The organism is Lutimaribacter pacificus, assembly GCF_900142185.1.
In the GTDB taxonomy this organism is placed as follows: domain Bacteria; phylum Pseudomonadota; class Alphaproteobacteria; order Rhodobacterales; family Rhodobacteraceae; genus Lutimaribacter; species Lutimaribacter pacificus.
On sequence record NZ_FQZZ01000005.1, the window covers coordinates 38,145 to 64,371 of the forward strand.

The following is a 26,227-nucleotide window of genomic DNA, read 5'->3' on the forward strand; positions in this document are numbered from 1 at the left end:
CTTTGCCACGGGGTTCAAGGGGCGTTTTGACATTGCCTGCGATTTCAAATGCCTTACCCTTGTCACCATGCGTTCAACACATGGCGGACACCCCATGATCCATCGCCTTTCCTCACTCTTTCCGGTGCTTTTTCTGGCTGTCGCGCTGACAGGCGCGGCCCTTGCCGGGCCCGCGCGGGCCGCCGACCGCGACCGGATTGAGGCGTTCCTGACCACCACCGGCTTCGACGTAGCGCTCGATTCCATCGCTTTGTCGGCGGAAAGCGCCCCGGCGATGCTGGGCCGCGACGCGGGCGATTTCGGCGCCCAGTGGACGCGGCTGGCCGACCGGGTGTTCGACACCGGCGCGATGCACGAGATGGCGGTCGGCATCCTGACCGAAACGCTGGACCAGGAGGATCTGGCCCATGCCGTCGAATTCTACGCCGGCGATCTGGGTCAGCGGCTGGTCGTGGCCGAAAATGCCGCACATATGATGCGCGAGGGCGAGGGCAAGCTGGACCAGGGGCAGGAGATTTTCGCCGCGCTGGTGGCCGATGGCAGCCCGCGTGTCGGCCTGTTCCAGCGCATGAACGACGCGATCAGCGGCGACGACAGCGCGGTGCGCGCGATCGAGGAGATACAGGTGCGGTTCCTGATGGCGGCCTCGGCTGCCGGGGTGCTGGACCGGCCGCTGGACGAGGGCGCGCTGCGCGCCGCGCTGGCCGAAGGGCGCGATGCGCTGCGGATCGAGCTGCGGGCCAACTCGCTGGCCGGGGCGGCCTTTACCTATCGTGACTTTTCCGACGACGACCTGCGCGCCTATGCCGAGGCGCTGGAACATCCGCGGATGCGGCGCGTCTACGAATTGCTGAACGCCGTGCAGCACGAGATCATGGCCAACCGGTTCGAGGTCCTGGCCGCCCGGATGGCCGATCTCGATCCCGGGCAGGAGCTTTGATGTCACGCGCCGCGGGGGTTCGCCTGCTGTTGCTGGCGATCCTGGTCGCGCTGCCGCTGCGCGCGATGGCGGCGGATATCGACCGGCTGTTCGCCGCGATGCAGGTCGACCGGCTGATCGACGTGATGCGCGACGAGGGGCTGGCCTATGGCGACAGCCTCGAGCAGGACATGCTCGGGGGCCACGCCGGGCCGGGTTGGGCGGGGCTGGTCGGGCGCATCTACGACACCGATAAGATGCGCGCGGTGGTGCGGGCGCATTTCGCCGACAGTTTCGGCGATGCCGACAGCGCGCCGCTGATCGCCTTTTTCGAAAGCGAGGCCGGCCGCGCGCTGGTCGAGGCCGAGATCGAAACCCGCGAGGCCTTCATGCTGCCCGGCGTCGAGGAGGCGGCCCGCGCGCTCTGGCGCGAGGCGGACAAGGCCACGCCCCGGCAGCGGCTGATCGCGGATTACGTCGAGGTGAACGGCCTGCTGGAATACAACGTCGCCGGCGCGCTGAACGCCAATTACCTGTTCTTCCTCGGCCTCGTCGAAGGCGGCGCCGTGGACATGAGCGAAGAGGATATCCTTGCCGATGTCTGGGCGCAGGAGGACGAGACGCGCCACGACACCCGCGAATGGCTGTTCGCCTACCTGTCCATGGCCTACGAGGATCTGCCGCCCGCCACGCTCGAGGCTTATGTCGCGCTGTCGCGCAGCGCGCCGGGCCGGGCGCTCAACCACGCGCTTTTCGCGGGGTTCGACCGGATGTATGGCGAGCTGTCGCTGTCGATGGGCCTGGCGGTGGCCAGCCGCATGGCCACCGGCGAGGAGTTGTGAGGCCGGCGCCGGTACTCTGCCGATAATCCCTTGACTCGATCCCGGCGATAGGGGACAAGCGCGCATCCGGGCAGGGGCGACTCTGCCCGTATCTCTTTTGACGATGCCCACAAAGGGCACGCTGTCCGCGGCGGCACGAGTGCCAGAAACGCCCGCAAGGGGGCCCCAGGACGCGGCTAATGAAAGGAAGAAACCGATGTTTGCGGTTATGAAAACCGGCGGCAAACAATACAAGGTCCAGTCGGGCGATATGCTCCGCGTGGAAAAACTTGCCGCCGATGCTGGCGAAACCGTCCAGTTCAACGAAATTCTGATGCTGGGTGGCGACAAGACCGTTGTCGGCGCCCCGCTGGTCGACGGCGCCGCCGTCCAGGCCGAGGTGATCGACCAGGTCAAGGGCGACAAGGTCATCAACTTCGTCCGCCGCCGTCGTAAGCATTCGTCCAAGCGCACCGTGGGTCACCGCCAGAAGCTGACCCTGCTCAAGATCACCGAGATCCTGGCATCGGGCGCGGACAAGACCGGCGTCAAGGCCGCCGTGGGCGCAGGCTCGGTCGCGGGCGTTGCCGCCGCTGCCGCAGCCCCCAAGAAGGCCGCGCCGAAAAAGGCTGAAAAGCCCGCCGCGAAAAAGGCCGCTGCCCCCGCCGCTGCCGGTGCGGACGACCTGAAGCAGCTGTCGGGCGTCGGCCCCGCGCTGGAAAAGAAACTGCACGAGGCAGGGGTGACCACCTTTGCCCAGATCGCGGCCTGGACCGAAGAGGACATTGCCGCGATGGACGAGAAACTGTCGTTCAAGGGCCGGATCGAGCGCGAAGGCTGGGTCGATCAGGCCAAGGAACTGACCGGGAAATAAGGAGACAGACCCATGGCACACAAGAAAGCAGGCGGTTCGTCCCGTAACGGGCGCGACTCGGCAGGTCGTCGCCTCGGCATCAAGAAATTCGGCGGTCAGGACGTGATCCCGGGCAACATCATCGCGCGCCAGCGCGGCAACAAGTGGTGGCCGGGCGAAGGCGTCGGCCAGGGCAAGGATCACACCATCTTTGCCACCGCCGAGGGCCGCGTGAAGTTCCACAAGGGACTCAAGGGCCGCACCTTCATTTCGGTACTGCCGGAAGTGGAGGCCGCAGAGTAAGCCGACCTTAACGGTTCAATCATTAGGGGATCGGCTGACCGGCCGGTCCCCTTTTTCGTTGCAGGAGGCAAGCGACCCATGGGCGTTGCCGTGATGAATTTCCTGGTCTTCGGCGCCAGCCAGGTCGGCACGCCGGGCCCCGCCAACATGGCGCTGATGGCGACCGGTGCGCGCTTCGGCCTGCGCGCCGCGCTGCCTTTCGTGGCCGGCGTCGCGCTGGGAAAACAGATCATCATATGGCCCATCGGGTATGGCCTGATGGGGGTGGCCGCGCGCTATCCGTGGGCGTTCACGGCGCTGAAATGGGCCTCGCTGACCTATATCTGCTGGCTGGCCTGGAAGGTGGCGAACCTGCGCCTTGCCCCCGGCGTGCAGGCCGACACCGCGCCGGGCTTTCTGGCCGGTCTTGCCGTGCATCCGCTGAACCCCAAGGCATGGGCGATGATCGTCACCGGATTTACCAATTTCGTGACACCGGGCACCGGCACCTTGCAGGCCACGGCGACAATCGCCATCTGTCTGTTATCGTTGCAGATTATCCTGCACCCGATCTGGACATTCGCGGGCGACCGGATCGCCCGCACGGTCGCGGGCACCCCCGCGGAACGGTATTTGATGTGGACGCTTGCGGCGCTGACCGTCGCCTCCGTCCTTGTGGTGCTTTTCGGAGGAGAAAGCGCATGAATATGGAGCTTACCCCAGACCAACCCCGGATCGACGCCGACGGTTTCGTGCTGCGCCCGCTGCGCCGCTCGGATGCCGGGCTGATCGCGCTTTATGCCGGCGATGCGCGCGTGGCGCGGATGACCCGCTCGATCCCGCATCCGTTTCCGCCCGGCGCGGCCGAGGCGCTGATCCAGCGCGCGCAGGCGCCCGACCGGGCCGAGGATGTGTGGGCGCTGGACGCCAGCGCCTCGGGCGGGGCCGAGGTGATGGGCCTGTTCGGGCTGGAACGGCTCGACCGCGCCCAGTCCGAGGTCGGGTTCTGGGTCGCGCCCGCGTTCTGGAACACCGGGGTCGCCTCGGCGGCGCTCAAGGCCGTGATGGCGGCCAATCCGCATCAGTCGCAGACCCTGTTTGCCGAGGTGTTCCAGGACAACCCCGCCTCGGCGCGGGTGATGACGAATGCCGGTTTCGCCTATCTGGGCGACGCCGAAACCTTCTCGGTCGCGCGGGGGGCCAAGGTGGCCACCTGGACCTATACACGAAAACTCAGTTGAGCAGGGCACGGCCTTTGCGATAGACGCCGGACACGAAGGAGTGTTCCATGAAGTTCCTCGATCTCGCAAAGGTCTATATTCGCTCAGGCTCGGGCGGGAACGGCTGCGTGTCGTTCCGGCGCGAGAAATATATCGAGTTCGGCGGCCCCGATGGCGGTGACGGCGGCGATGGCGGCTCGGTCTGGGTCGAGGCGGTGGACGGGCTGAACACGCTGATCGACTTTCGCTACCAGCAGCATTTCTTTGCCGATAACGGCCGCCCGGGCATGGGCCGCCAGCGCACCGGCGCCGATGGCAAGGACGTGGTGCTGCGTGTGCCCGTCGGCACCGAGATACTGGACGAGGACCAGGAAACCCTGATCGCCGACCTGACCGAGGTGGGCGAGCGGGTGCTGCTGGCCAAGGGCGGCAACGGCGGCTGGGGCAACCTGCATTTCAAGACCTCGACCAACCAGGCCCCGCGCCGCGCCAATCCGGGGCAGGAGGGCGTCGAGCGCACGCTGTGGCTGCGGCTTAAGCTGATCGCCGATGTGGGGCTGGTGGGCCTGCCCAACGCGGGCAAGTCGACCTTCCTCGCCGCCACGTCGAACGCGCGGCCCAAGGTGGCCGATTACCCCTTTACTACGCTGCACCCGAATCTCGGCGTCGTCGGCATCGACGGGGTGGAATTCGTCGTGGCCGACATCCCCGGCCTGATCGAAGGCGCAAGCGAAGGCAGGGGGCTGGGCGACCTCTTCCTCGGCCATGTCGAACGCTGCGCGGTGCTGTTGCACCTGGTCGACGGCAGCTCGGGCACGCTGATCGAGGATTATCGCACCATCCTGGACGAGCTGGCCGCCTATGGCGCGGGGCTGGCCGACAAGCCGCGCGTGACGGTGCTGAACAAGATCGACACGCTGGATGACGAGGAACGCGCCTTTTTGCGCGACGAATTGCAGGCGGCGGGCGCCGGGAACGTGCTGCTGATGTCGGGTGTCTCGGGTGAGGGCGTCGATGCGGTGCTGCGCGCGCTACGCAGCCATATCGACGCGGGCCGCCTGCGCCAGACACCCGCCGCGGAGGATGCGCCGTGGCAACCCTGAGCGACGCGCGCCGCATCGTGATCAAGATCGGCTCGGCCCTGCTGGTCGACCGGGCCACCGGCGATCTGCGCGCCGACTGGCTGCGCGCGCTGGCGCAGGATGTCGCCCGGATCAAGGCGCGCGGCACCGATGTCGTGCTGGTCTCGTCCGGCTCGATCGCGCTGGGGCGCGGGGTGCTGGGGCTGAACGCGCGCGACCTGCCGCTGGAGCAAAGCCAGGCCGCCGCCGCCGTCGGCCAGATCCGCCTGGCCCGCGCCTACGAAGAGGCGCTGGCCCCTCACGGCCTGACCACCGCGCAGGTTCTGGTGACGCTGGAAGACAGCGCCAACCGCCGCCGCTACCTCAACAGCCGCGCGACGATGGAAACGCTCTTGTCTCTGGGCGTGGTGCCCATCGTGAACGAAAACGACACCGTGGCCACCGACGAGATCCGCTATGGCGACAATGACCGGCTGGCCGCGCAGGTCGCCGTCACGGTCGAGGCCGACCAGCTGATCCTGCTGTCGGATGTCGACGGCTTCTATTCCGCCAACCCCCAGACCGACCCGGCCGCCCGCCGCTATGACGTGATCGACGCCATCACCCCCGAGATCGAGGCGATGGCCGGCGAGGGCGTGTCGGGCCTGTCCAAGGGCGGCATGGTGACCAAGCTGATGGCCGCCCGGATGGCCACCGCCGCGGGCTGCGCCATGGCGATCACCGAGGGATCGGTCATGCACCCGCTGAGCGCGCTGGAAAACGGCGCCAACGCCACCTGGTTCCGCCCGCAGGGCGATCCGCAGGCCGCGCGCAAACGCTGGATCGCGGCGATGAAACCGCGCGGCCAGATCACCGTGGATGCGGGTGCTGCCCGTGCGCTGGCGCAGGGGCGCAGCCTGCTGCCCGCCGGCGTGGCGCAGGTCTCGGGCGAGTTTGGCCGGGGCGATCCGGTGGCGATCTGCGACGCCGGCGGGCGCAAGCTGGGCCAGGGTCTCAGCCGCTATACCGCGACCGAGGCGCGGGCGATCCGCGGCCTGCGCTCGGACGCGATCGAGCCGGTGCTGGGCTACCCGGCGCGCGCCGCTTTGATTCACCGCGACGATATGGCACTTTAAGGCGCCTTCATCGTTCCCGAAATACTCCCGCCGGAGGCGTCCGGCACCAGACGCAAGGGCCCGAGCCATGAAAGACCTTGAAAACATCCCCGCCCTGATGGCCGATATCGGCCGCCGCGCGCGCGCCGCCGCGTCCGAGCTGGCCTTTGCCCCGGCCGAGGCCAAGCGCGCCGCGCTGATGGCCGCCGCCGATGCGGTCTGGGCGCGGCGGGACGAGATCGTGACCGAGAACGCCCGCGACCTCGATTATGGCCGCGACAAGGGCCTGAGCCCGGCGATGATGGACCGGCTGATGCTGGACGAGGCGCGGATTTCCGGCATCTGCGACGCGCTGCGTTCGGTCGCGGCGCAGGACGATCCGGTGGGCGCGGTCCTGGCCGAATGGGACATGCCCTCGGGGCTGCATATCCGCCGCGTGCGCACGCCCCTGGGCGTGGTCGGCGTGATCTATGAATCGCGCCCCAACGTGACGGCGGATGCCGGGGCGCTCTGCCTCAAGGCCGGGAACGCGGTGATCCTGCGCGGCGGCTCGGAAAGCTTCCATTCCTCCGCCGCGATCCATGCCTGCCTGGTCGAGGGGCTGCGCGCCGCCGGCCTGCCCGAGGACGCGATCCAGCGCGTGCCCACCCGCGACCGCGCGGCGGTGGCCGAGATGCTGACGATGACCGATTACATCGACGTGATCGTGCCGCGCGGCGGCAAGGGGCTGGTGGGCCTCGTGCAGCGCGAGGCGCGCGTGCCCGTCTTTGCCCATCTCGAAGGGATCGTGCATGTCTATGTCGACAAATCCGCCGATCCCGAAAAGGCGATGCGCGTGGTGATGAACGCCAAGACCCGCCGCACCGGCATCTGCGGCGCGGCGGAATGCCTGCTGATCCACCGCGATATCGCCGACGGCCTGGGCGCCGAACTGATCCGAGCGCTGATGGAGGCGGGCGTGCGTGTCCACGCGGGCGACGGGTTGCCCGGCACCGACCGCGCCACCGATGCGGACTGGGGCCGCGAATACCTGGACATGGATATCGCCGCCCGGATCGTCGACGACGTGGACGGTGCGATCGACCATATCCGGCGCTACAGCTCGCACCACACCGAATGCATCATCGCCGAGGATGCCGCCGCCGTGGCGCGGTTCTTTGAACGGATCGACAGCGCGATCCTGATGCACAACGCCTCGACCCAGTTCGCCGACGGGGGCGAGTTCGGCATGGGCGCCGAGATCGGGATCGCCACCGGCAAGATGCACGCGCGCGGCCCCGTCGGGGCCGAGCAGCTGACCAGCTTCAAGTATCTTGTCGACGGCGACGGCACGACCCGCGCCTGAGCCGGTGGTTCAGAACCTGATCGCAATCTCCTCGGGCCCGATGCGGGTCCGGGGGCGGGCGCCGATATCGTCCAGCAGCAGCGGCAGCAGCGCGAACTGCACCTCGGACGGGGCGACATCCGCGCCGGGGCGGTTCAGCGCATCCCACAGTTTTTCGTCGATCAGCAGCTTGTCCGACCGCCCGGTGACCGCCCATGTCGCCCCCTCGCGGGTGACGGTGATCGTGCCGCCGAAGGGCAGGGCGTTTTCCAGGCACATGATCGCCAGGAATACCAGCCGCACCTCGGCCCGCGCCACGTCGCCCGCCACCTGCCAGCGCAGCTCCTGCCGCGCGGCGCCTGCCAGATCGCCGAGGATGCCGCGCAATTCGGTTTCACCGATGGTCTGGCCGTCCTCCGCCGCGCCAAAGGCCACGCGAAAGAACCGGATACGCGCCTGCGCGTTGGCCAGGCTGTCATTGACCAGCGACATCTCGGGCCCCTGGCCGCCGCCCATCCGCATCAGCTCCAGCCCGTTGCCGATCGCGCCCACCGGGCTGATCAGGTCATGGCAGATGCGCGAGCCTACCAGGGCCGCCAGTTGCGCGCTATGTTTCGACATTATGCACCTCCGGGGAAAGGCATGGCCATGGACGACCTGAATGGATTTCTTGAACCGGGAATGCTTGTCCGCCACCCACAATGTCCCGACTGGGGCGTGGGGCAGGTGCAGTCACGGATCGGCACTCGCATAACCGTCAACTTTCCAGACGCGGGCAAGGTGGTGATCGACGGTGCCCGCGTCGCACTCGAACCCGTCCTTGATGACTGAACCGGGTTAACAAAGGGTTAGCATTTTCGCTTTGCAGGGCAAGACCCTTGCCGATGTTGCGTTTCAACGGGGTCTTGCCTACACACGCGCAGATATCTCCGCAGGACCCGCACCCGACATGCCAATATCGCATGAGCCCCGCTTTGCCGTAACCCTTGCCGCCGACGAGGCCGATCTGCGCGCCGCGCAGCGCCTGCGATACGAGGTGTTCGTTGCGGAACTGGGCGGCGGCGGCGCGATGGTGGACCACGAAAACCGGCTGGAGCGGGACAGGTTCGACCCCTTTTTCGACCACCTGATCCTGCGTGACGACGCGCGCGCGCCGGGTGATCGGGTGATCGGCGTCTATCGCCTGCTGCGCGACGATCAGGCGGCGCGGATCGGGCAGTTCTATTCCGAGGACGAATACGACCTGTCGGTTCTCAAATCCTCGGGCCGGAAACTGCTGGAACTGGGCCGCTCCTGCCTGCACCGCGATTATCGCGGGGGTATGGCGATGTTCCACCTTTGGAATAGCCTTGCCTCGTATGTATCTGATCATGAAATAGAAATCCTGTTCGGCGTGGCCTCGTTCCACGGCACCGACCCGGATGCGCTGGCGGCGCCGCTGTCGCTTTTGCATCACGGCCACCTGGCCCCGCCCGACCTGCGCGTGCGCGCCCGGCCCGAGCATTTCACCGCGATGGACCGGATCGCGGCGGAGGCGCTGGATCGCAAGGCGGCGGTGCTGGAAATCCCCGCATTGATAAAGGCTTACCTGCGGCTCGGCGGCTTCGTGGGCGAAGGTGCGTGGATCGACCATGCGTTCAACACCATTGATGTCTGCCTGATCCTCGACACCGCACGGATGAGCGACCGCCAGCGCGCGATCTATTCCAGGGGTCGGGGTGCGTGATGCCGGAATGGGACATGCCGCCCGAGCCGGCGTTCGGGCCGATCCCTGTCACGGGCTGGGTCAGGGTGGTGCTGCGCGGTGCGGCGCTGATCGCGGTGATCGGGGTCAGCCTGCTTGTGATGCTGGTCGGGCATCACCTGGTCGAACGGCCGTTCTACGGTAAGAAACGCCCGCTAACCCCTTATATAACAATGTTTGTTTCCCGATCCGCCCTTGCCATTCTCGGCATCGGCTACAGCCGCCGGGGCGCGCGGATGGACAAGCGCGGGGCGGTGGTGGCGAACCATTCCTCGTGGCTGGATATCTTCACCCTGAACGCGGGCAAGCGGATTTATTTCGTGTCCAAGGCCGAGGTCGCGGGCTGGCCGGGGATCGGCACGCTGGCAAAGGCCACCGGCACGGTGTTCATCAACCGCGACCGGCGCGAGGCGCGCAGGCAGCAGGATATCTTCGAGGAAAGGCTGCTGGCCGGGCACAAGCTGCTGTTCTTCCCCGAGGGAACGTCGACCGACGGTATGGTGGTTTTACCTTTTAAAACAACGCTTTTCCAGGCGTTCTTTTCCGATCACCTGCGCCATGAGATGCATATCCAGCCCTGCACCGTGGTCTATCGTGCGCCAGATGGGGCCGATCCGCGATTCTATGGCTGGTGGGGCGAGATGGATTTCGGGCCGCACCTGCTGCGGGTGCTGGCGGCGGCGAAACAGGGCTCGGTCGAGGTGATCTATCACGATCCGGTGCGGGTGGACGATTTCCCGGACCGCAAGTCGCTGGCCGCCCATCTGGAAGAGGTGGTTCGCGGCGGGATGCCGCCCGACAGGCGTTAACCTGCGCGATCCGGCGTCGAAACCGCGCGGTTCCTGACGGAATGTTAACGGGAATCGCGCGGTTCTGGGGGGAAACTGCGCGGTTTCGGGTCGCGAGTCCGTGGTTTCGGGTGACAAAACCGGCCCGCTGGCCGCGTTTTAGGGAAAACCGCGCGGTTCCTGACGCAAACCGCGCGCCCCGGTCAGCCCATCGCCGCCTTCAGCGCCGCCAGTTCCGAGGCCGGATCGCCCGCGCCCCAGATCTCGCTGCCGATGGCAAAGAAATCGGTGACCGGGGTCAGGTCGCGGATGATGTCGGGCGTCAGCCCGCCCTCGGCCACCACGGGCAGTTCGATCATCAGCGACCACCATTCGAAAAGCTCGCGTTCGGCAAGCCGCCCGTCGCCGAGGCTGGCGCCGGAGAGCGGGCCGAAGCTGATGTAATCGGCCCCGGCCTCGCCCGCGTTCATGCCGTCATGGCGCGAGGCGCCGCAGAAGGCGCCGACGATGGCATCCTCGCCCAGTTCCTTGCGGGCCTTGCGCATGTTGCGCGCGCCATCGGGCAGGTGCACGCCGTCGAGGCCCAGCCGTTCCACCATCAGGATATGGCTGTCGATCACCAGCGCCACGTCGCGGGCATGGGTCACCTCGCGCAGCGCGTCGGCGGCGCGGGCGATGCGATCCTCGTCGCGGGTGGCGAGGGCCAGGCGCACGCAGGCGATATCGTGGCTGTCCAGCACCCCGGCAAGCTGGTCGGGAAACCGGCTGAGTTCGAATTCGGGCGGGGTGACGAGATAGATCTGCGGTTGCTCGGCCTGGGCCATGATGCGCTCCTGCACTGGGTCTGGCCCCTATAGCGCGGAAAAGGCAGGTGCGCCAAGGGGGTTAGGCCGATGCACGGCGGCGGGGTCTTTTCACCCGCGCGGCTTTCCCCTAACAGGGCGCGTGACCCCGATGACGGAGCGAGAGATGCCCACCGATCCACAGCAACCCGCCTTTGTGCTCGTGCGCCCGCAGATGGGCGAGAATATCGGCGGCGCGGCGCGGGCGATGTGGAATTTCGGGCTGGACCGGATGCGCATCGTCGCCCCGCGCGACGGCTGGCCCAACCAGCGGGCCGTGGCGATGGCCAGCGGCGCGGGTCGCCTGCTGGACGAGGCGATGCTGTGCGCCGACCTGCCCGGTGCGCTGGCCGACCGCACCTATACCTATGCCACCACCGCGCGGGTGCGCGGGCTGACCAAGCCGGTGTTCAGCCCCGAGGCCGCGATGAAGGACGCCGCCGCCCGGATCGCGGCGGGCGAAAAGGTGGCGGTGATGTTCGGGCCGGAACGCGCGGGGCTGGAGAACGAGGATATCGCGCAGGCCAATGCCATCGTCTCGGTCCCCGTGAACCCGGAATTCCCGTCGCTTAACCTGGCGCAATGCGTGTTGCTGACGGGCTATGAATGGCGCCGGCAGGTGGCCGATATCGCGCCGGTCAGCGACGACATGGGCCGCACCGACTGGGCCACCGGGCTGGAGGTGGAAAAGCTGGCCGCCCATTACGAGGAGCGGCTGGAAGAGGCGGGGTTCTTCTTTCCCGAGGAAAAGGCCGAGGGCATGAAGGTGAACCTGCGCAACCTGTGGTCCCGGATGCGGATGACGCGGGCGGATGTGCAGATGATGCACGGCATCATGCGGCAAATGGTGCGCTGGAAAGAGCGCGGATAAGGCGCATCGCACTGGACGGCGCGGGGGCCGCGCCTTACCTTGCGCGCAAGTCACTCGGAGGCAGGGAATGAGCGGAAAACGCAGCATTTTCGAAGAGGTCGAGAGCCGCGAGGCGGTGACCGAACCGCAGGGCGGTTTCATCGACAAGGCCGCGCGGCGCGGCGCGCGCGGGGCGATCCGCGCGTGGCTGATGGTGTTGTTCGCGCTGGTCATGGTGATGATCGCGGTGGGCGGGCTGACCCGGCTGACCGACAGCGGGCTGTCGATCACCGAATGGGCGCCGATCCGCGGCGCGATCCCGCCGATGACCGAGGCCGACTGGATGGCCGAGTTCGAGAAATACAAGGAAATCCCGCAATTCCGTATCCAGAATCAGTGGATGGAGCTGCACGATTTCAAGATGATCTACTGGTGGGAATGGGGCCACCGGCAGTTGGGCCGGGTGATCGGGCTGGTCTGGGCGCTGGGATTCCTCGGCTTTCTGCTGGCGCGCAGGATACCGGCGGGCTGGACCGGGCGGCTGCTGTTCATCGGCGTGCTGGGCGGTGCGCAGGGGGCGATCGGCTGGTGGATGGTCGCCTCGGGGCTGAGCGGGTCGATGACCAGCGTGGCCAGCTATCGCCTTGCCACGCACCTGGGGCTGGCCTTCGTCATCCTGGGGTTCATCGCGTGGTACGTGTTCCTGCTGGGCCGCGAGGAGCGCGAGTTGATGCAGGCGCGGCGGCTGAAAGAGCCGCGGCTGTGGGGGATGGCGACCGGCTGGCTGCATTTCGCATTCCTGCAGATCCTGCTGGGGGCGCTGGTGGCGGGGATCGACGCCGGGCGGTCCTATACCGACTGGCCGCTGATGGGCGGGCAGGTGCTGCCGCCCGATCCGTTCCTGTTCGAGCCGGTATGGCGCAACTTTTTCGAAAACCCCGGACTGGTGCAGTTCATTCACCGGATGGTGGGGTATCTTCTGCTGGCGTTTTCCGTGGCGGTCTGGCTGCGTGGCCGCAAGAGCGCGCATGGCGTCACGCGCACGGCGTTCAGCGCCGCCTTCATCGCGCTTTGCGCGCAGGTGGTGCTGGGCATCTTCACCGTGGTGACGGGCGCGCCCTGGCAGGTTGCGATCGTTCATCAGGTGCTGGCGGTGATCGTCTGGGTGCTGATCCTGCGGGCACGGTTCCTGTCGGGCTATCCCGTCGCACAATCCATCCGGGGGTAATCCATGACCGCATTCGACGATCTGATGGCGTATGAGCGCCAGACGCAGGCGCTGGCACAGGTGGCCGGGCGGCTGGGCTGGGACCAGGAAACCGTGATGCCGCGCGGCGCGGGCGCGCAGCGGGCCGAGGAGACGGCGGCGGTGGCCGCCATCCTGCACGAGCGCCGCACCAGCCCCCGGCTGGGCGATTGGCTGGCGGCCGTCGACGACACGGCGCTGGATGCGGTGGGGCAGGCGCAGATGCGCCATATCCGCCGCGACTATGCCCGCGCGACGCGGTTGCCATCCGATCTGGCGGCCGAGATCGCGCGCACCCGGAGCCTTGCGCATCAACGCTGGGCCGAGGCGCGCGAGGCCGAGGACGTGGCCCATTTCCTGCCGATGCTGGCGCGGATGATCGACCTCAAGCGGCAGGAGGGCGCGGCGTTGTCGGCGGGGAGCGATGCCTATGACGCGCTGTTGCAGGATTACGAGCCGGGCGCGACCGCCGCCGGGCTGGAGGCGATGTTCGGCGCGCTGCGCCCGCGGCTGGTGGACCTGCGCGCGGCCTGCCTGGACAAGCCCGCCCCGGCGGGGCTGGCGGGCGATTATGACGAGGCCGCGCAGATGCGCCTGTCGCGGGTGCTGGCCAAGACCTTTGGCTATGACATGGCGCGCGGGCGGGTGGACAAGGCGGTGCATCCTTTCAGCTCGGGCTCGGGCGACGATGTGCGTATCACCACGCGCACCAACCCGGCCGATCCGTTCAACTGTTTCTATTCCACCATCCACGAAGTCGGCCACGCCGCCTATGAGCAGGGGATCGACCCGGCCTATGGGCTGACGCCGCTGGGGCAGGGCGTGTCGATGGGGGTGCACGAATCGCAATCGCGCATCTACGAGAACCAGCTTGGCCGCTCGCGCGCGTTCACCGGCTGGCTGTACGAGCGGATGCGCGAGGCGTTCGGCGATCTGGGGCTGGCAGATGCCGATGCGTTCTATGCCGCCGTGAACGCGCTGCAACCGGGGTATATCCGCACCGAGGCCGACGAGGTGCAGTATAACCTGCACGTGTTGCTGCGTTTCGATCTTGAGCGTGACCTGATCGCCGGAAAGCTGGAAGCGGCGGATCTGGAAGAGGCGTGGAATGCCCGGTTCGCGACCGATTTCGGCTATGCGGTGGACAGGCCGTCGAATGGCTGTTTGCAGGATGTGCACTGGTCCGAGGGGCTGTTCGGGTATTTTCCGACCTACACACTGGGCAATGTCTATGCCGGGTGCCTGATGAAGGCATTGCGCGTGGCCGTGCCCGACTGGGAGGGGCACCTGGACGAGGGGGATCTTGGTGCGGTGACCGGCTGGCTGCGCGAGGCGGTGCAGCGCCACGGCGGGCTTTACGAGCCGCGCGAGGCGATCGCGCGGGCCTGCGGCGAGGAACCGAACGAGGGGCCGCTGCTGGATTACCTGGAAGAGAAGTTCGGCGCGCTTTACGGGCTGTGAGGGGGTAAATGGAGCACCCGGCCCGGAACAGCCGCGAAGCGGCCCGGGCATCGCACGGTCGCCCCCCGGCCGGGCGATTGGCTGCCGCAGGCGCACCGCTTTGAGGGAGGACGTGGCTGCGCGATAAAGTGGCAGCTACAGAGGCAGGATCGCCCGACCGCGGCCGTGCGATGCCCTTCTGTTGCGCGGCTGTTCAGGGCAAATGACGGATACGGCGGTTTATTCCTCGCTTCCGCCTTCGCCCTCGTCCTCGTCGCCCTGATCGGCGATCCAGGCGACGCTGACCACCTCTTCCTTGCGGCCGAGGTTGAACACCTTGACCCCGCCCGCGCTGCGCGAGCGGAAGGAAATCCCGTCGACAGGCACGCGGATCGACTGGCCCCTGGATGTCGCCAGCATGATCTGGTCGTCCATTTCCACAGGGAACGACGCCACCAGCGGGCCGCCGCGCATCGCCTTGTCCATCGCCGCGACCCCCATGCCGCCGCGCCCGCGCACCGGGTAGTCGTGGCTGGAGGACAGCTTGCCTGTGCCGCCGGCGGTGATGGTGAGGATCAGGTTCTCGGCCGCCGACATCTCGGCATAGCGTTCCTGCGGCAGCAGAGTGTCGGCATTGCCTTCCTCGTCGTCGGCCTCGGTCTCGTCGGTGACGCCGGCCATCAGGCGGCGCATCTTGAGGTAGGCCGCGCGCTCGTCGGCCTCGGCCTCGAAATGGCGGATCACCGACATCGACACGACCCTGTCGCCGCCCGACAGCCGGATGCCGCGCACACCGGTGGATTTGCGGCCCTTGAACACGCGCACCTCGGTCGTCGGGAAACGGATCGCGCGGCCGGAATCGGTGACCAGCATCACGTCGTCATCCTCGGAACAGATGCGCGCGTTGACCATTTCCACCCCCTCGGGCAGGTCCATCGCGATCTTGCCGTTGGATTTGACGTTGGTGAAATCCGACAGCGCGTTGCGGCGCACGTCGCCTGCCGTGGTGGCAAAGAATATCTGCAGGTCGGCCCATTCGTCCTCGGGACGGTCCACCGGCATGATGGCGGCGATCGAGGTGCCGGGCTGGATCGGCAGGATGTTGACGATCGCCTTGCCCTTGGAGGTGCGCCCGCCCAGCGGCAGGCGCCAGGTTTTCAGTTTGTAGACCATGCCATCGGTGGTGAAGACCAGAAGCTGCGTATGGGTGTTGGCCACGAACAGGCTGGTCACCACGTCGTCGTCTTTCAGCGTGCCGCCCGACAGCCCCTTGCCGCCGCGTTTCTGGGCGCGGAAATCGGCCAGCGGGGTGCGCTTGATATAGCCACCTTGAGTGATCGTCACGACCATGTCTTCGCGTTCGATCAGGTCCTCGTCATCCATGTCGCCCGACCAGTCGACGATCTCGGTCCGGCGGGGCACGGCGAACTGGTCTTTCACCTCGCGCAGTTCGTTGGCGATGATGCCCATGATGCGCTCGCGCGAGCCGAGGATTTCCAGGTATTCCTTGATCTTGCCGGCCAGTTCCTCCAGCTCGTCGGTGACTTCCTTGACGCCCAGTTGCGTCAGGCGCTGCAGCCGCAGATCGAGGATCGCGCGGGCCTGAATCTCGGACAGGTTATAGGTGCCGTCCTCGTTCGCGGTATGGGTCGGGTCGTCGATCAGCGCGATATAGGGCAGGATGTCGCCCGCGGGCCAGCGGCGCGTCATCAGCTTTTCGCGGGCCTCGGCGGCGTCGGCCGAGGCGCGGATCGTGGCCACGACCTCGTCCACGTTCGACACGGCAACGGCAAGGCCGCACAGGATATGGCTGCGTTCGCGCGCCTTGCGCAGGTCATAGGCGGTGCGCCGGGCGACCACCTCTTCGCGGAAGGAAATGAACGAGGTCAGGAACCGCCGCAGCGTCAGCGTTTCGGGCCGCCCGCCATTGAGCGCCAGCATGTTGCAGCCGAAATAGGTCTGCATCGGGGTAAAGCGGAACAGCTGGTTCAGCACCACGTCGGGGGTGGCGTCGCGTTTCAGTTCGACCACCACGCGCACGCCGTCGCGGTCGGATTCGTCCTGCACATGGGCGATGCCCTCGATCTTCTTCTCGCGCACCTGTTCGGCGATCTTTTCGATCATCGTCGCCTTGTTCACCTGATAGGGGATCTCGTCGATGATGATGGCGTAGCGGTCCTTGCGGATTTCCTCGACCCGGGTCTTCGAGCGGATGATGACGCTGCCGCGCCCTTCGAGATACGCCTTGCGCGCGCCCGAGCGGCCCAGAAGGATGCCGCCGGTGGGAAAATCGGGGCCGGGGATATACTCGATCAGCTGTTCCGAGCTGAGGTCGGGCTCGTCTATCAGCGCCAGCGTGGCATCCACCACCTCGCCCAGGTTGTGCGGCGGGATGTTGGTGGCCATGCCGACCGCGATACCGCCCGCGCCGTTGACCAGCATGTTGGGGAACCGCGCGGGCAGGACGGTGGGCTCGCGGTCCTTGCCGTCGTAGTTGTCCTGGAAATCCACCGTCTCCTTCTCGATATCGGCGAGAAGCGAGGCGGCGGGCTTGTCCATGCGCACCTCGGTATAGCGCATGGCGGCGGGGCTGTCCCCGTCCATCGAGCCGAAGTTGCCCTGGCCGTCGAGCAAGGGCAGCGACATCGAGAAATCCTGCGCCATACGCACCAGCGCGTCGTAGATCGCGCTGTCGCCGTGCGGGTGGTATTTACCCATCACGTCGCCGACGGGGCGGGCGGATTTGCGGTAGGACTTGTCGTGGGTGTTGCCGCTTTCGTGCATCGCATAGAGGATGCGGCGGTGCACCGGTTTCAGCCCGTCGCGCAGGTCGGGGATGGCGCGGCTGACGATCACCGACATGGCGTAATCGAGATAGGACGATTTCAGCTCGTCCGTGATCGAGACGACGGGGCCGTCATACGCGGGACGCGCGGGGCCGTTTTCGTCTTCGTTTTCAGGGGTTTCCGGCGTGTCGTTCACGTGCTCTGCCCGTTCTTTTCTGGCGCTCAAGATATTGTTGCCCGGACTATATCAGAGCCACGATATGGGGTGCAATCAAAGACCGCCCGACATATTGGCAGCCAGCCAGGGGCACTGATAACACACTGTTTTTGTTGAAAAACAATTTCCTTCAGGCATCATTTCCCTACAATAACAGGTTATTGAGGTCGAAGATGGATCACAGGGAAACCGAACTGCTGCTGAAAGGCTATGGGCTGACCACGGCGGAGTTCTTCTATCACATGCCCGATTATACCCATGTGCTGAACAGTTTCGTCTGGCAGGAGTACGACCTGGCCCCGGATCACCCGCGGCTGTTCAGCTTCATCGAGTTCTGGCAGGACGAGATCGAGGGCCCGCTGCATTCGGTGCGCTTTACCCATCGCCGGATGGTCGCGCCCGGCGAATGGCGCAACGTGGTGGGCGAGTTCACGCTGCACTGAAAAGGCCGGCGCCGTCCGGCACCAAAAAAACCGGCGACGGAATCCGTCGCCGGAGATTGGCCCGGGCGGGGGGAGTGAACCACCCGGGGAAAACTCTGCCGCTCAGGGGATGATGCGGGTGTATTTCACGCCTTCCAGCGTGGCCCCCACCAGCAGCCCGGCCTGGCCGAAGATCACCGCGAGCACCGGGGCGGTCGAGGTGGTGGTCTCGGCGCGGATATTCTCGCCCTTGTCGTTGAAGACATATTCGACATCGGCGCCGGCGGCCCAGCCCGAGGAGCGGCGGAAGCGCATCAGCGCCTCGTCGGTCATGAAGAACAGCACATGGGCGTATTGCTGCGCGCCGATCTGCAACCCGAAGCTGCCCTTGGTGGCGGAATAGTAATCCACCGTGGTGCCGCCCACGCGCAGTGCGCCGCGGCCATAGCCCGCGCCGAAGCCCAGCCCCGCCTCGGTCACCAGCGGCATCACCAGTTGCCCGGTGGATTTCGCCGATATGTCGCGGGTGGCGGGGTAGGAGGCGAACAGGTAGTTCAGCGTGGAATCGACGCGCGCGTCGATGGTTTCGGGGCCGGTACTGCCGATGCCGTTGCCGCAAGCTGCGGTTGCGCCTGCGCCGGCCAGGGCGGCCAGCGTGAAACTGCGTCGGGTGAAATGCGTCATGGCGATGCCTGTATTCTGTTTCATGTGCGGTTGACTGCTCTGCCGGCTTATGCCGCCGGTCTGGCGCTTAGTATAGGGGGTGAACGCGCATCTGTCACTACGGGTTGTGGCATTACGCGGGAAGCCGCGCCCGGCGGGGTCAGGGGGGGCGCTGCCCCCCTCTTGGGCCGCCGGCCCAATTCACCCCCCGGAGTATTGCGGGCAAGATGAAGCCGGGGCGCGGCCTATGCGTCGTTCAGGAGGCGCGCGACCTGAGGGGCGAAATAGGTCAGCACCCCGTCGCAGCCCGCGCGCCTGAAGCACATCAGGCTTTCCAGCATCGCCTTCTGCCCGTCGATCCAGCCGTTCTGCGCCGCGCCCGCGATCATCGCGTATTCGCCCGAGACCTGGTAGGCATAGGTGGGCGCACCGAAGGCGTCCTTTACCCTGCGGCAGATGTCGAGATAGGGCATGCCGGGTTTCACCATCACCATGTCCGCGCCCTCGCGCAGGTCGCGTTCGACAAGGCGCAGCGCCTCGTTCGAGTTGGCGGGGTTCATCTGGTATGTGCTCTTGTCGCCCTTGAGCGCGCCGGACGCGCCCACCGCGTCGCGGAACGGGCCGTAGAAGGCGCTGGCGTATTTGGCCGCGTAAGAGAGCAGCAGCACGTCCCGGAACCCTTCGGCTTCCAGCGCGCTGCGGATCGCGCCGATGCGGCTGTCCATCATGTCGCTGGGGCCGATGATGTCGGCGCCGGCGCGGGCCTGGCTGAGTGCCTGCTTGACCAGCGCCTCGACGGTTTCGTCATTGGGAATGCGGCCGTCCACCACGAAGCCGTCATGCCCGAGGCTGTTATAGGGGTCGAGCGCCACGTCGGTCATCACCGCGATCTCGATCCCGGCATCCCTGATCGCGCGGGTGGCGGTGTTGGACAGGTTGTCGGGGTTCCACGCCTCGGCGCAATCCTCGGACTTTTTCGCGGGGTCGGTATAGGGAAACAGGCAGATCGCGGGAATGCCCAGGTCCGCCGCCTCGCGCGCGGCCCTGACCGCGTTGTCGACCGAGAGCCGGTTGACCCCCGGCATCGAAGACACAGGCTCGGTCACGTTCGTGCCGTCGCGCAGGAAGATCGGCCAGATCAGATCGCCCGTGCCGAGCGTGTTTTCCTGCACCAGCGCACGGATCTGCGCATTCTGCCGCGTGCGGCGGAACCGTGTGGCGGGGAAGGGGGCCTGGCTGGGTTTCATGGTTTTCGTCCTCGGCTTGGGCGTTGCATTGCTCTGGCATGGAAATTCGCGCATCTCAAGGGTAGGAATTGCCGCAAAGGGGCGATAAGGAAGCGCGGTATCCTCGTGAGGCACGCCTTTGGACTGGTTCGACAATCTCACCGCCCTGATTGATCTGCGTTCGTTTTCCAGTGTCTGGTACTGGATCGCGCTGGCCGTCCTGTGGTCGACGGCAAGCCACTGGGTGCTGGGCATTCCCTTCGACATGGTCAGCCGCGCCGGCAGCCGGGGCGGGCAGGCCGAGGAGGACCTGGAGGATATCGCGCGGGTGATGACCAACCGCCTGCTGGGTATCTCGCGCGTTGCGGGGCTGTGGGTGCTGGGGCTGGCCTGTTTCCTGCTGACCTCGCTGGCGCTGATCGGGTTCCTTTACGGGATACAGATGGCGCAGGCGGTGTTCCTGATGGTCTTTCCCATGTCCGTCGTGGGGTTGCTGAGCCTGAACACCGCGCGGCTGATCCAGGAACGGCGCGCGCAGGGGCCGGACCTGCGCCGCATCCTGTGGCGGCACCGGGTCATGGTGCAGGTGATCGGCATGATCGCCATCTTCGTCACCGCCATGTGGGGGATGTACCAGAACCTGAGGGCCGGTATGGGCAATCATTTCGGCCCGCTGGGCGCGATCGAACAACAGGTGGACGATGACCCGAATAACGGTTGGGGGCGCCCCGGAGGGGTTTGACGCCCGCCTGATCCTGAACGAGGCGGCGCGCAGCGATGCGCCGGTGATCCATGTCGCGCGCGATGACAAGCGGATGGCGGCGATGGAGTCCGCCCTGCGCTTTTTCGCGCCCGACATGCCGGTCCTGCGCTTTCCCGGCTGGGATTGCCTGCCCTATGACCGCGTGAGCCCGCATGCCGATATCTCGGCTGCGCGGATGGCGACGCTGGCGGGGCTGGTACACGGTGCGCCGGGGCGGTTCGTGCTGCTGACGACGCTGAGCGCGGCGATGCAGCGCCTGCCCGCGCGCGATGTGCTGCGCGAGGCCGCGTTCACCGCCCGCGTGGGCGAGCGGGTGGACGAGGCGGCGCTGCGCGCCTTCCTGGTGCGGATGGGGTTCGTGCAGGCGCCCACGGTGACCGAGCCGGGCGATTACGCCGTGCGCGGCGGCATCATCGACATCTACCCGCCGGGCGAGGCCGGGCCGGTGCGGCTGGATTTCTTCGGCGACGTGCTGGACGGGGCGCGGCGTTTCGACCCGGTCAGCCAGCGCACCACGCAAAAGCTGGACCTGGTGGAACTGGCCCCGGTCAGCGAGGTGATCCTGGACGAGGCCGCGATCCTGCGGTTCCGGCAGAATTACCGGATCGAGTTCGGCGCGGCGGGCACCGACGACCCGCTTTACGAGGCGGTGAGCGCGGGGCGCAAGCATCAGGGCGTCGAACACTGGCTGCCGTTCTTCCACGAGCGGCTGGAGGTTCTGTTCGATTACCTGCCGGGGGCGAGCGTCACGCTGGACGACCAGGTGACGCCGACGCGGATAGGCCGCTGGGACGGGATCGTGGACCAGTACGAGACCCGCCGCCACGCGATGACGCAGAAGGGCCGGGGCGACACGGTCTACAAGCCGGTACCGCCGGGGCTGCTCTATCTCGACGATGCGGGATGGGAGGGCGCGCTGGCGGAGCGGCGCGTGCTGCAGTTCAGCCCGCTGCCGCAGGCCACCGGGCCGAATGTCATTGATGCGGGCGGGCGCGTCGGGCGCAGTTTCGCGCCCGAGCGGCAGGCCGAATCGTTGAGCCTGTTCGCGGCGCTGGCGGATCACGTGAAGGCGCGGCTGGAGGGCGGGCCGGTGGTGATCGCCTCGTATTCCGAGGGCGCGCGCGAACGGCTGGACGGGCTGATCGCCGACGAGGGGCTGATCGGCGCGGTGCATGTGCGCGACATGGGCGGTGTGGGCCGGCACGGGCTGCACCTGGCGGTCTGGGCGCTGGAACAGGGATTCGAGGCCGAGGGGCTGACCGTCATTTCCGAACAGGACGTCCTGGGCGACCGGCTGATCCGCGCGCCCAAGCGCCGCCGCCGGGCCGAGAATTTCCTGACCGAGGCGCAATCGCTGTCGCCCGGCGACCTGGTGGTGCATGTCGATCACGGGGTCGGGCGCTATCACGGGCTTGAGGTGGTGACGGCGGCGGGCGCCGCGCATGAATGCCTGTTGCTGGAATATGCCGAGGGCGCCAAGCTCTATCTCCCGGTCGAGAATATCGAGCTTCTGTCGAAATTCGGCCACGAAGAGGGGCTGCTGGACCGGCTGGGCGGGGGCGCGTGGCAGGCCAAGAAGGCGAAGCTGAAAGAACGTATCCGCGAGATGGCCGACCGGCTGATTCGCATCGCCGCCGAACGCGCGCTGCGCCGCGCGCCGGTGCTGGACCCGCCGCCCCACGCCTGGGAGGAATTCAGCGCGCGCTTTCCCTATACCGAAACCGACGACCAGCTGCGCGCGATCGGCGATGTGCTGGCCGACATGACCAGCGGGCAGCCGATGGACCGGCTGATCTGCGGCGATGTGGGATTCGGCAAGACCGAGGTGGCGATGCGCGCGGCCTTCGTCGCGGCGATGTCGGGGGTGCAGGTTGCGGTGATCGCGCCGACCACGCTGCTGGCACGCCAGCATTACAAGAGCTTCGCCGACAGGTTCCGCGGCTTCCCGCTGGATGTCCGGCCGCTGTCGCGCTTCGTGTCCGCGAAAGAGGCCGCGAAGACCCGCGAGGGGCTGGCGAAGGGCACCGTGGATATCGTGGTGGGCACCCATGCGCTGCTGGCGAAATCGGTGAAGTTCCAGAATCTCGGCCTGCTGGTCATCGACGAGGAACAGCATTTCGGCGTCGCCCACAAGGAGCGGCTGAAGCAGATGCGCTCGGACGTGCACGTGCTGACGCTGACCGCGACGCCGATCCCGCGCACGCTGCAACTGTCGCTGTCGGGCGTGCGGGATCTGTCGATCATCGGCACGCCGCCGGTCGACCGGCTGGCGATCCGCACCTATGTCAGCGAGTTCGACCCGGTCACCATCCGCGAGGCGCTGCTGCGCGAACATTTCCGGGGCGGGCAGTCCTTTTACGTGGTCCCCCGCATCAGCGACCTGCGCGAGATCGAGGAGTTCCTGCAGGCACAGGTGCCCGAAGTGTCCTACGTGGTGGCGCACGGGCAGATGGCGGCGGGCGAGCTGGACGACCGCATGAACGCCTTCTACGACGGCAAGTACGACGTGCTGCTGGCCACGACCATCGTCGAATCGGGGCTGGATATTCCCACCGCCAACACGATGGTGGTGCATCGCGCCGACATGTTCGGGCTGTCACAGCTTTACCAGATCCGTGGCCGGGTGGGACGCTCGAAAACGCGCGCCTATGCCTACCTTACCACCAAGCCGCGCACGCCGCTGACACCGGCGGCGGAAAAGCGGCTGCGCGTGCTGGGCAGCCTCGACAGTCTCGGCGCGGGGTTCACGCTGGCCAGCCAGGATCTGGATATCCGCGGCGCGGGCAACCTGCTGGGCGAAGAGCAGTCGGGCCAGATGCGCGACGTGGGTTACGAACTCTACCAGCAGATGCTGGAAGAGGCGATCGCCCGGATACGCGCGGGCGAGATGGAGGGGCTGACCGACGATGACGGGCAATGGGCGCCGCAGATCAACCTCGGCGTGCCGGTGCTGATCCCCGAGGATTACGTGCCCGACCTGGACGTCCGGCTGGGATTGTATCGCCGCCTCAGCAGCCTGCACAGCAAGGTCGAGCTGGAAGGCTTCGCCGCCGAGCTGATCGACCGCTTCGGCAAGCTGCCGAAAGAGGTGAACACGCTGCTTCTGGTCGTGCGGATCAAGGCGATGTGCAAGCGCGCCGGCATCGCCCGGCTCGATGGCGGGCCCAAGGGCGCGACGATCCAGTTCCACAACGACAGGTTCGCCTCGCCCCAGGGGCTGGTGGAATTCATCCAGGGGCAAAAGGGACTGGCCAAGGTCAAGGACAACAAGATCGTGGTGCGGCGCGACTGGAAGAACGAGGCCGACAAGATCAAGGGCGCCTTCGCTATCGCGCGCGACCTGGCCGAAAAGGTGATTGCCGAGGAAAAGGCGAAAAAGGCCAGGGCATAGCGCGGGGCGCGCGGGCGGGTTGTGAGTATTTTCAGAACGATGAAGGGCCGGGCGCACCCGCTGTTTCATCGTTCTGAAAATACTCAAAAAACCGCGTGGCGGGTCAGTGCGGCGTCCGGGCGGCGAACCACGTGCGGATGCGCGGGGCGATCCAGTCCCACAGGGCGGGCGCGCCGCGTGCGATGGGGGCGCCGACACGGGTTTCCACCTTGTCGAGCGTGGCATTGTGTTCCAGCCAGCTGACCCCGCCCGAGGCGAGGTTCTGGTTCGGCGGCTGGAACCGGTCGAGCGCCTTGGCGAATTGCGCGTCCGCGCTTTCGGCGGCTTCGAATTCGTCCCATAGCGCGCGCAGGTCGGCCGCCTGGTCGGACGGCAGCAGGCCGAAGATGCGGTCGGCCGCTTCCTGTTCGCGGGCGGCCACGGCGGCGTGGTCGATCTGGCCGTAGATCGGGTTGTCGCCGGCGTCGATTTCCACCAGGTCGTGCAGCAGCAGCATCCGTATGACGCGCGCGATGTCGACATCGCCGGGCGCGTGTTCGCCCAGCACCAGCGCGTAGAGCGCCAGGTGCCAGCTGTGTTCGGCCGAGTTCTCGGGGCGCGAGGCGTCGCAGAGCGTGGTGGCGCGGGTGACCGATTTCAGCCGGCAGGCCTCGTTCAGGAAGGCCATCTGCGCGTTGAGGCGGGCGGGGGCGGTCACGTGTCGTCCTGCGTCTTTTTCGCGGCGCGCGCCTTTTGCTGCAGCAGCTTGCGCGCGCGGGCGACGGCCAGCCGGACGCGGATCGCGGCCATGAACGCCTCTTGCGTGGGGGTGGAGGAGGCTTGCAACAGGTTGGACACCTCGGCGACGAGCCCCTCGTCGCCGGTGGCTTCCATGATCCTGATCGTGTCGCGTGCCAGTTCGTCGGCCAGATCCTCGGTCACGCCCATCGGATCACCGCGTGGTTTCTGTCAGGCGCCGCTTCACGTAGTCGGTCACGGTGTCGATCATCGTGTCCATATGCGGCTCTTCGAAGAAATGGCCGGCGCCCTCGATTTCCTCGTGGGTGATGGTGATGCCCTTTTGTTCGTGCAGCTTGTTCACCAGGCTGACGGTATCGGCGGGGGGCGCCACGCGGTCGGCGGTGCCGTTGATGATCAGCCCCGAGGCCGGGCAGGGGGCCAGGAACGAGAAATCGTACATGTTGGCGGGCGGCGCCACCGAGACGAAGCCGGTGATCTCGGGGCGGCGCATCAGGAGCTGCATCCCGATCCACGCGCCGAAGCTGAAGCCCGCGACCCAGCAATGCTTGGAGTTGTTGTTCATCGACTGCAGGTAGTCGAGCGCCGAGGCGGCATCCGACAACTCGCCCACGCCCTGGTCGTATTCGCCCTGGCTGCGCCCGACGCCACGGAAGTTGAAGCGCAGAACGGTAAAGCCCATATTGTAGAATGCGTAATGCAGGTTATACACCACCTTGTTGTTCATGGTGCCGCCGAATTGCGGATGGGGGTGCAGCACGATGGCGATCGGGGCATCCCGCTCTTTTTGCGGGTGATACCGGCCTTCGAGCCGACCTTCGGGTCCGGGAAAGATGACCTCGGGCATGGGTTTCCTTGTCAGCTGTGGCCTGGCGGGTAATCTTGACGAATTCGCTCAGGCACTTTAGAACCGTTCTAATCTTGCCGGCAGGGGCCGGCCGGGGCTTGATGCGAGATAAGCGTTTCGCCCTGCAAGGTCAATCTGTTGGCGGGGGTGGCCCATGAAACTGAGCACCAAGGGACGTTATGCGATGGTGGCGCTGGCCGATATCGCGCTGCAACCGAAGGGGCAACTGGTCACGCTGGGCGATATCTCGCGCCGGCAGGACGTGTCGCTGCCCTATCTCGAACAGCTGTTCGTCAAGCTGCGCCGGGCCGAGCTGGTGGAATCGGTGCGCGGGCCCGGCGGGGGCTACCGGCTGGCGAAACCCGCCAGCGATATCCGCATCGTCGATGTGCTGGCCGCGGTGGACGAGACCGTGGATGCCATGCACAAGGGCGCGGGCGCCAGCGGCGCGCTGTCGGGCAGCCGGGCGCAATCGCTGACCAACCGCCTGTGGGAGGGGCTGAGCGCGCATGTCTATGTCTTCCTGCACCAGACCCGGCTGTCGGACGTGATCGAGAACGACCTGGCGCCGTGCCCGGCGGTGCCGTCGCTGTTTTCCGTGGTTGACGAGGGATGAGGATATGTCACGCCGCGCCGGCGCGGCCCGCGTGGTATCGTCGGGCGGCCGGT

Annotated in this window: 27 protein-coding genes; 19 read left to right on the forward strand and 8 right to left on the reverse strand. The window is 66.9% G+C overall.

Going from position 1 to position 26,227, the window contains the following annotated elements; translation table 11 throughout:
* Positions 1–94: 94 nt before the first annotated feature.
* The 9 genes from F3H87_RS13525 to F3H87_RS13565 all read left to right on the forward strand — a co-directional run bounded on the left by F3H87_RS13525 (position 95) and on the right by F3H87_RS13565 (position 7,616).
* The gene (locus F3H87_RS13525; protein WP_149787433.1) at positions 95–940 is read left to right on the forward strand and encodes a DUF2059 domain-containing protein; all 846 of its coding nucleotides are present in this window, start codon (positions 95–97) and stop codon (positions 938–940) included.
* Complete coding sequence (locus tag F3H87_RS13530) at positions 940–1,761, forward strand: DUF2059 domain-containing protein (protein WP_149787434.1); 822 nt, start codon at positions 940–942, stop codon at positions 1,759–1,761. Before F3H87_RS13525 ends, F3H87_RS13530 begins: the two co-directional genes overlap by 1 nt.
* Before the next feature lie 196 nt (positions 1,762–1,957).
* Positions 1,958–2,614 carry a 50S ribosomal protein L21 gene (locus F3H87_RS13535; protein ID WP_149787435.1) on the forward strand — a complete coding sequence of 219 codons (657 nt, stop codon included), beginning with the start codon at positions 1,958–1,960 and terminating at the stop codon, positions 2,612–2,614.
* A 12-nt stretch (positions 2,615–2,626) separates the two neighbouring features.
* A complete protein-coding gene (gene rpmA, locus F3H87_RS13540; RefSeq protein ID WP_149787436.1) occupies positions 2,627–2,896 on the forward strand; it encodes a 50S ribosomal protein L27 in 270 nt (89 codons plus the stop codon).
* A 78-nt stretch (positions 2,897–2,974) separates the two neighbouring features.
* Complete coding sequence (locus F3H87_RS13545) at positions 2,975–3,580, forward strand: LysE family translocator (RefSeq protein WP_149787437.1); 606 nt, start codon at positions 2,975–2,977, stop codon at positions 3,578–3,580.
* A complete protein-coding gene (locus F3H87_RS13550) occupies positions 3,577–4,116 on the forward strand; it encodes a GNAT family N-acetyltransferase (RefSeq protein ID WP_149787438.1) in 540 nt (179 codons plus the stop codon). The genes F3H87_RS13545 and F3H87_RS13550 overlap by 4 nt, the downstream gene beginning before the upstream one ends.
* 47 nt (positions 4,117–4,163) lie before the next feature.
* The gene (gene obgE / locus F3H87_RS13555) at positions 4,164–5,198 is read left to right on the forward strand and encodes a GTPase ObgE (RefSeq protein ID WP_149787439.1); all 1,035 of its coding nucleotides are present in this window, start codon (positions 4,164–4,166) and stop codon (positions 5,196–5,198) included.
* Positions 5,186–6,292, forward strand: coding sequence for a glutamate 5-kinase (gene proB / locus F3H87_RS13560; RefSeq protein WP_149787440.1), 1,107 nt, complete (start codon positions 5,186–5,188; stop codon positions 6,290–6,292). The genes obgE and proB overlap by 13 nt, the downstream gene beginning before the upstream one ends.
* Positions 6,293–6,359: 67 nt before the next feature.
* Positions 6,360–7,616, forward strand: coding sequence for a glutamate-5-semialdehyde dehydrogenase (locus tag F3H87_RS13565; RefSeq protein WP_149787441.1), 1,257 nt, complete (start codon positions 6,360–6,362; stop codon positions 7,614–7,616).
* A gap of 9 nt (positions 7,617–7,625) precedes the next feature.
* On the opposite strand, the gene F3H87_RS13570 is transcribed toward F3H87_RS13565, so the two are convergent.
* On the reverse strand, positions 7,626–8,216 hold the full coding sequence (locus tag F3H87_RS13570; RefSeq protein WP_149787442.1) for a histidine phosphotransferase family protein: 591 nt from the start codon (positions 8,214–8,216) through the stop codon (positions 7,626–7,628).
* A gap of 27 nt (positions 8,217–8,243) precedes the next feature.
* On the opposite strand from F3H87_RS13570, the gene F3H87_RS13575 reads away from it, so the two are divergent.
* From F3H87_RS13575 to F3H87_RS13585, 3 genes are all read left to right on the forward strand, one after another.
* The gene (locus F3H87_RS13575; RefSeq protein ID WP_149787677.1) at positions 8,244–8,426 is read left to right on the forward strand and encodes a DUF3553 domain-containing protein; all 183 of its coding nucleotides are present in this window, start codon (positions 8,244–8,246) and stop codon (positions 8,424–8,426) included.
* Positions 8,427–8,544: 118 nt separating this feature from the next.
* The gene (locus tag F3H87_RS13580) at positions 8,545–9,321 is read left to right on the forward strand and encodes a GNAT family N-acetyltransferase (RefSeq protein ID WP_149787443.1); all 777 of its coding nucleotides are present in this window, start codon (positions 8,545–8,547) and stop codon (positions 9,319–9,321) included.
* On the forward strand, positions 9,321–10,148 hold the full coding sequence (locus F3H87_RS13585; RefSeq protein WP_223228064.1) for a lysophospholipid acyltransferase family protein: 828 nt from the start codon (positions 9,321–9,323) through the stop codon (positions 10,146–10,148). The genes F3H87_RS13580 and F3H87_RS13585 overlap by 1 nt, the downstream gene beginning before the upstream one ends.
* A gap of 182 nt (positions 10,149–10,330) precedes the next feature.
* Here F3H87_RS13585 and F3H87_RS13590 read toward each other — a convergent pair whose 3' ends face one another.
* Positions 10,331–10,951: a thiamine phosphate synthase gene (locus F3H87_RS13590; RefSeq protein WP_149787445.1), complete on the reverse strand. Its 621-nt coding sequence runs from the start codon at positions 10,949–10,951 to the stop codon at positions 10,331–10,333.
* Between the two features lie 145 nt (positions 10,952–11,096).
* Here F3H87_RS13590 and F3H87_RS13595 point away from each other — a divergent pair, with 145 nt between their 5' ends.
* From F3H87_RS13595 to F3H87_RS13605, 3 genes are all read left to right on the forward strand, one after another.
* The gene (locus F3H87_RS13595) at positions 11,097–11,840 is read left to right on the forward strand and encodes an RNA methyltransferase (protein ID WP_149787446.1); all 744 of its coding nucleotides are present in this window, start codon (positions 11,097–11,099) and stop codon (positions 11,838–11,840) included.
* A gap of 67 nt (positions 11,841–11,907) precedes the next feature.
* The gene (gene ctaA / locus F3H87_RS13600) at positions 11,908–13,047 is read left to right on the forward strand and encodes a heme A synthase (protein WP_149787447.1); all 1,140 of its coding nucleotides are present in this window, start codon (positions 11,908–11,910) and stop codon (positions 13,045–13,047) included.
* A gap of 3 nt (positions 13,048–13,050) precedes the next feature.
* Entirely contained in the window at positions 13,051–14,526 is a 1,476-nt protein-coding gene (locus F3H87_RS13605) for a carboxypeptidase M32 (protein WP_149787448.1), read from the forward strand.
* A 219-nt stretch (positions 14,527–14,745) separates the two neighbouring features.
* Here F3H87_RS13605 and gyrA read toward each other — a convergent pair whose 3' ends face one another.
* Positions 14,746–17,487: a DNA gyrase subunit A gene (gyrA, locus tag F3H87_RS13610; protein ID WP_149787678.1), complete on the reverse strand. Its 2,742-nt coding sequence runs from the start codon at positions 17,485–17,487 to the stop codon at positions 14,746–14,748.
* Between the two features lie 194 nt (positions 17,488–17,681).
* Between gyrA and F3H87_RS13615 the strand changes: the two genes are divergently transcribed.
* Entirely contained in the window at positions 17,682–17,951 is a 270-nt protein-coding gene (locus F3H87_RS13615; RefSeq protein ID WP_149787449.1) for an usg protein, read from the forward strand.
* 102 nt (positions 17,952–18,053) lie between these two features.
* On the opposite strand, the gene F3H87_RS13620 is transcribed toward F3H87_RS13615, so the two are convergent.
* Complete coding sequence (locus F3H87_RS13620; RefSeq protein ID WP_394852155.1) at positions 18,054–18,638, reverse strand: lipid-binding SYLF domain-containing protein; 585 nt, start codon at positions 18,636–18,638, stop codon at positions 18,054–18,056.
* Positions 18,639–18,838: 200 nt separating this feature from the next.
* The gene (gene hemB / locus F3H87_RS13625; protein WP_149787450.1) at positions 18,839–19,840 is read right to left on the reverse strand and encodes a porphobilinogen synthase; all 1,002 of its coding nucleotides are present in this window, start codon (positions 19,838–19,840) and stop codon (positions 18,839–18,841) included.
* A 118-nt stretch (positions 19,841–19,958) separates the two neighbouring features.
* On the opposite strand from hemB, the gene F3H87_RS13630 reads away from it, so the two are divergent.
* Together F3H87_RS13630 and mfd are read left to right on the forward strand one after the other, a co-directional pair.
* Positions 19,959–20,561 carry a component of SufBCD complex gene (locus F3H87_RS13630; RefSeq protein WP_223228065.1) on the forward strand — a complete coding sequence of 201 codons (603 nt, stop codon included), beginning with the start codon at positions 19,959–19,961 and terminating at the stop codon, positions 20,559–20,561.
* Positions 20,521–23,973: a transcription-repair coupling factor gene (gene mfd, locus F3H87_RS13635; protein ID WP_149787451.1), complete on the forward strand. Its 3,453-nt coding sequence runs from the start codon at positions 20,521–20,523 to the stop codon at positions 23,971–23,973. Before F3H87_RS13630 ends, mfd begins: the two co-directional genes overlap by 41 nt.
* Positions 23,974–24,076: 103 nt before the next feature.
* On the opposite strand, the gene F3H87_RS13640 is transcribed toward mfd, so the two are convergent.
* Genes F3H87_RS13640 through F3H87_RS13650 form a run of 3 tightly spaced genes read right to left on the reverse strand, consistent with a single transcriptional unit; the run spans position 24,077 to position 25,558 of the window.
* The gene (locus F3H87_RS13640; RefSeq protein ID WP_149787680.1) at positions 24,077–24,640 is read right to left on the reverse strand and encodes an HD domain-containing protein; all 564 of its coding nucleotides are present in this window, start codon (positions 24,638–24,640) and stop codon (positions 24,077–24,079) included.
* Between the two features lie 26 nt (positions 24,641–24,666).
* Positions 24,667–24,900 carry a hypothetical protein gene (locus F3H87_RS13645; protein WP_149787452.1) on the reverse strand — a complete coding sequence of 78 codons (234 nt, stop codon included), beginning with the start codon at positions 24,898–24,900 and terminating at the stop codon, positions 24,667–24,669.
* 4 nt (positions 24,901–24,904) lie between these two features.
* Positions 24,905–25,558, reverse strand: coding sequence for an alpha/beta hydrolase (locus F3H87_RS13650; RefSeq protein ID WP_149787453.1), 654 nt, complete (start codon positions 25,556–25,558; stop codon positions 24,905–24,907).
* A gap of 154 nt (positions 25,559–25,712) precedes the next feature.
* Between F3H87_RS13650 and iscR the strand changes: the two genes are divergently transcribed.
* A complete protein-coding gene (iscR, locus tag F3H87_RS13655) occupies positions 25,713–26,174 on the forward strand; it encodes a Fe-S cluster assembly transcriptional regulator IscR (RefSeq protein WP_149787454.1) in 462 nt (153 codons plus the stop codon).
* Positions 26,175–26,227 lie beyond the last annotated feature (53 nt).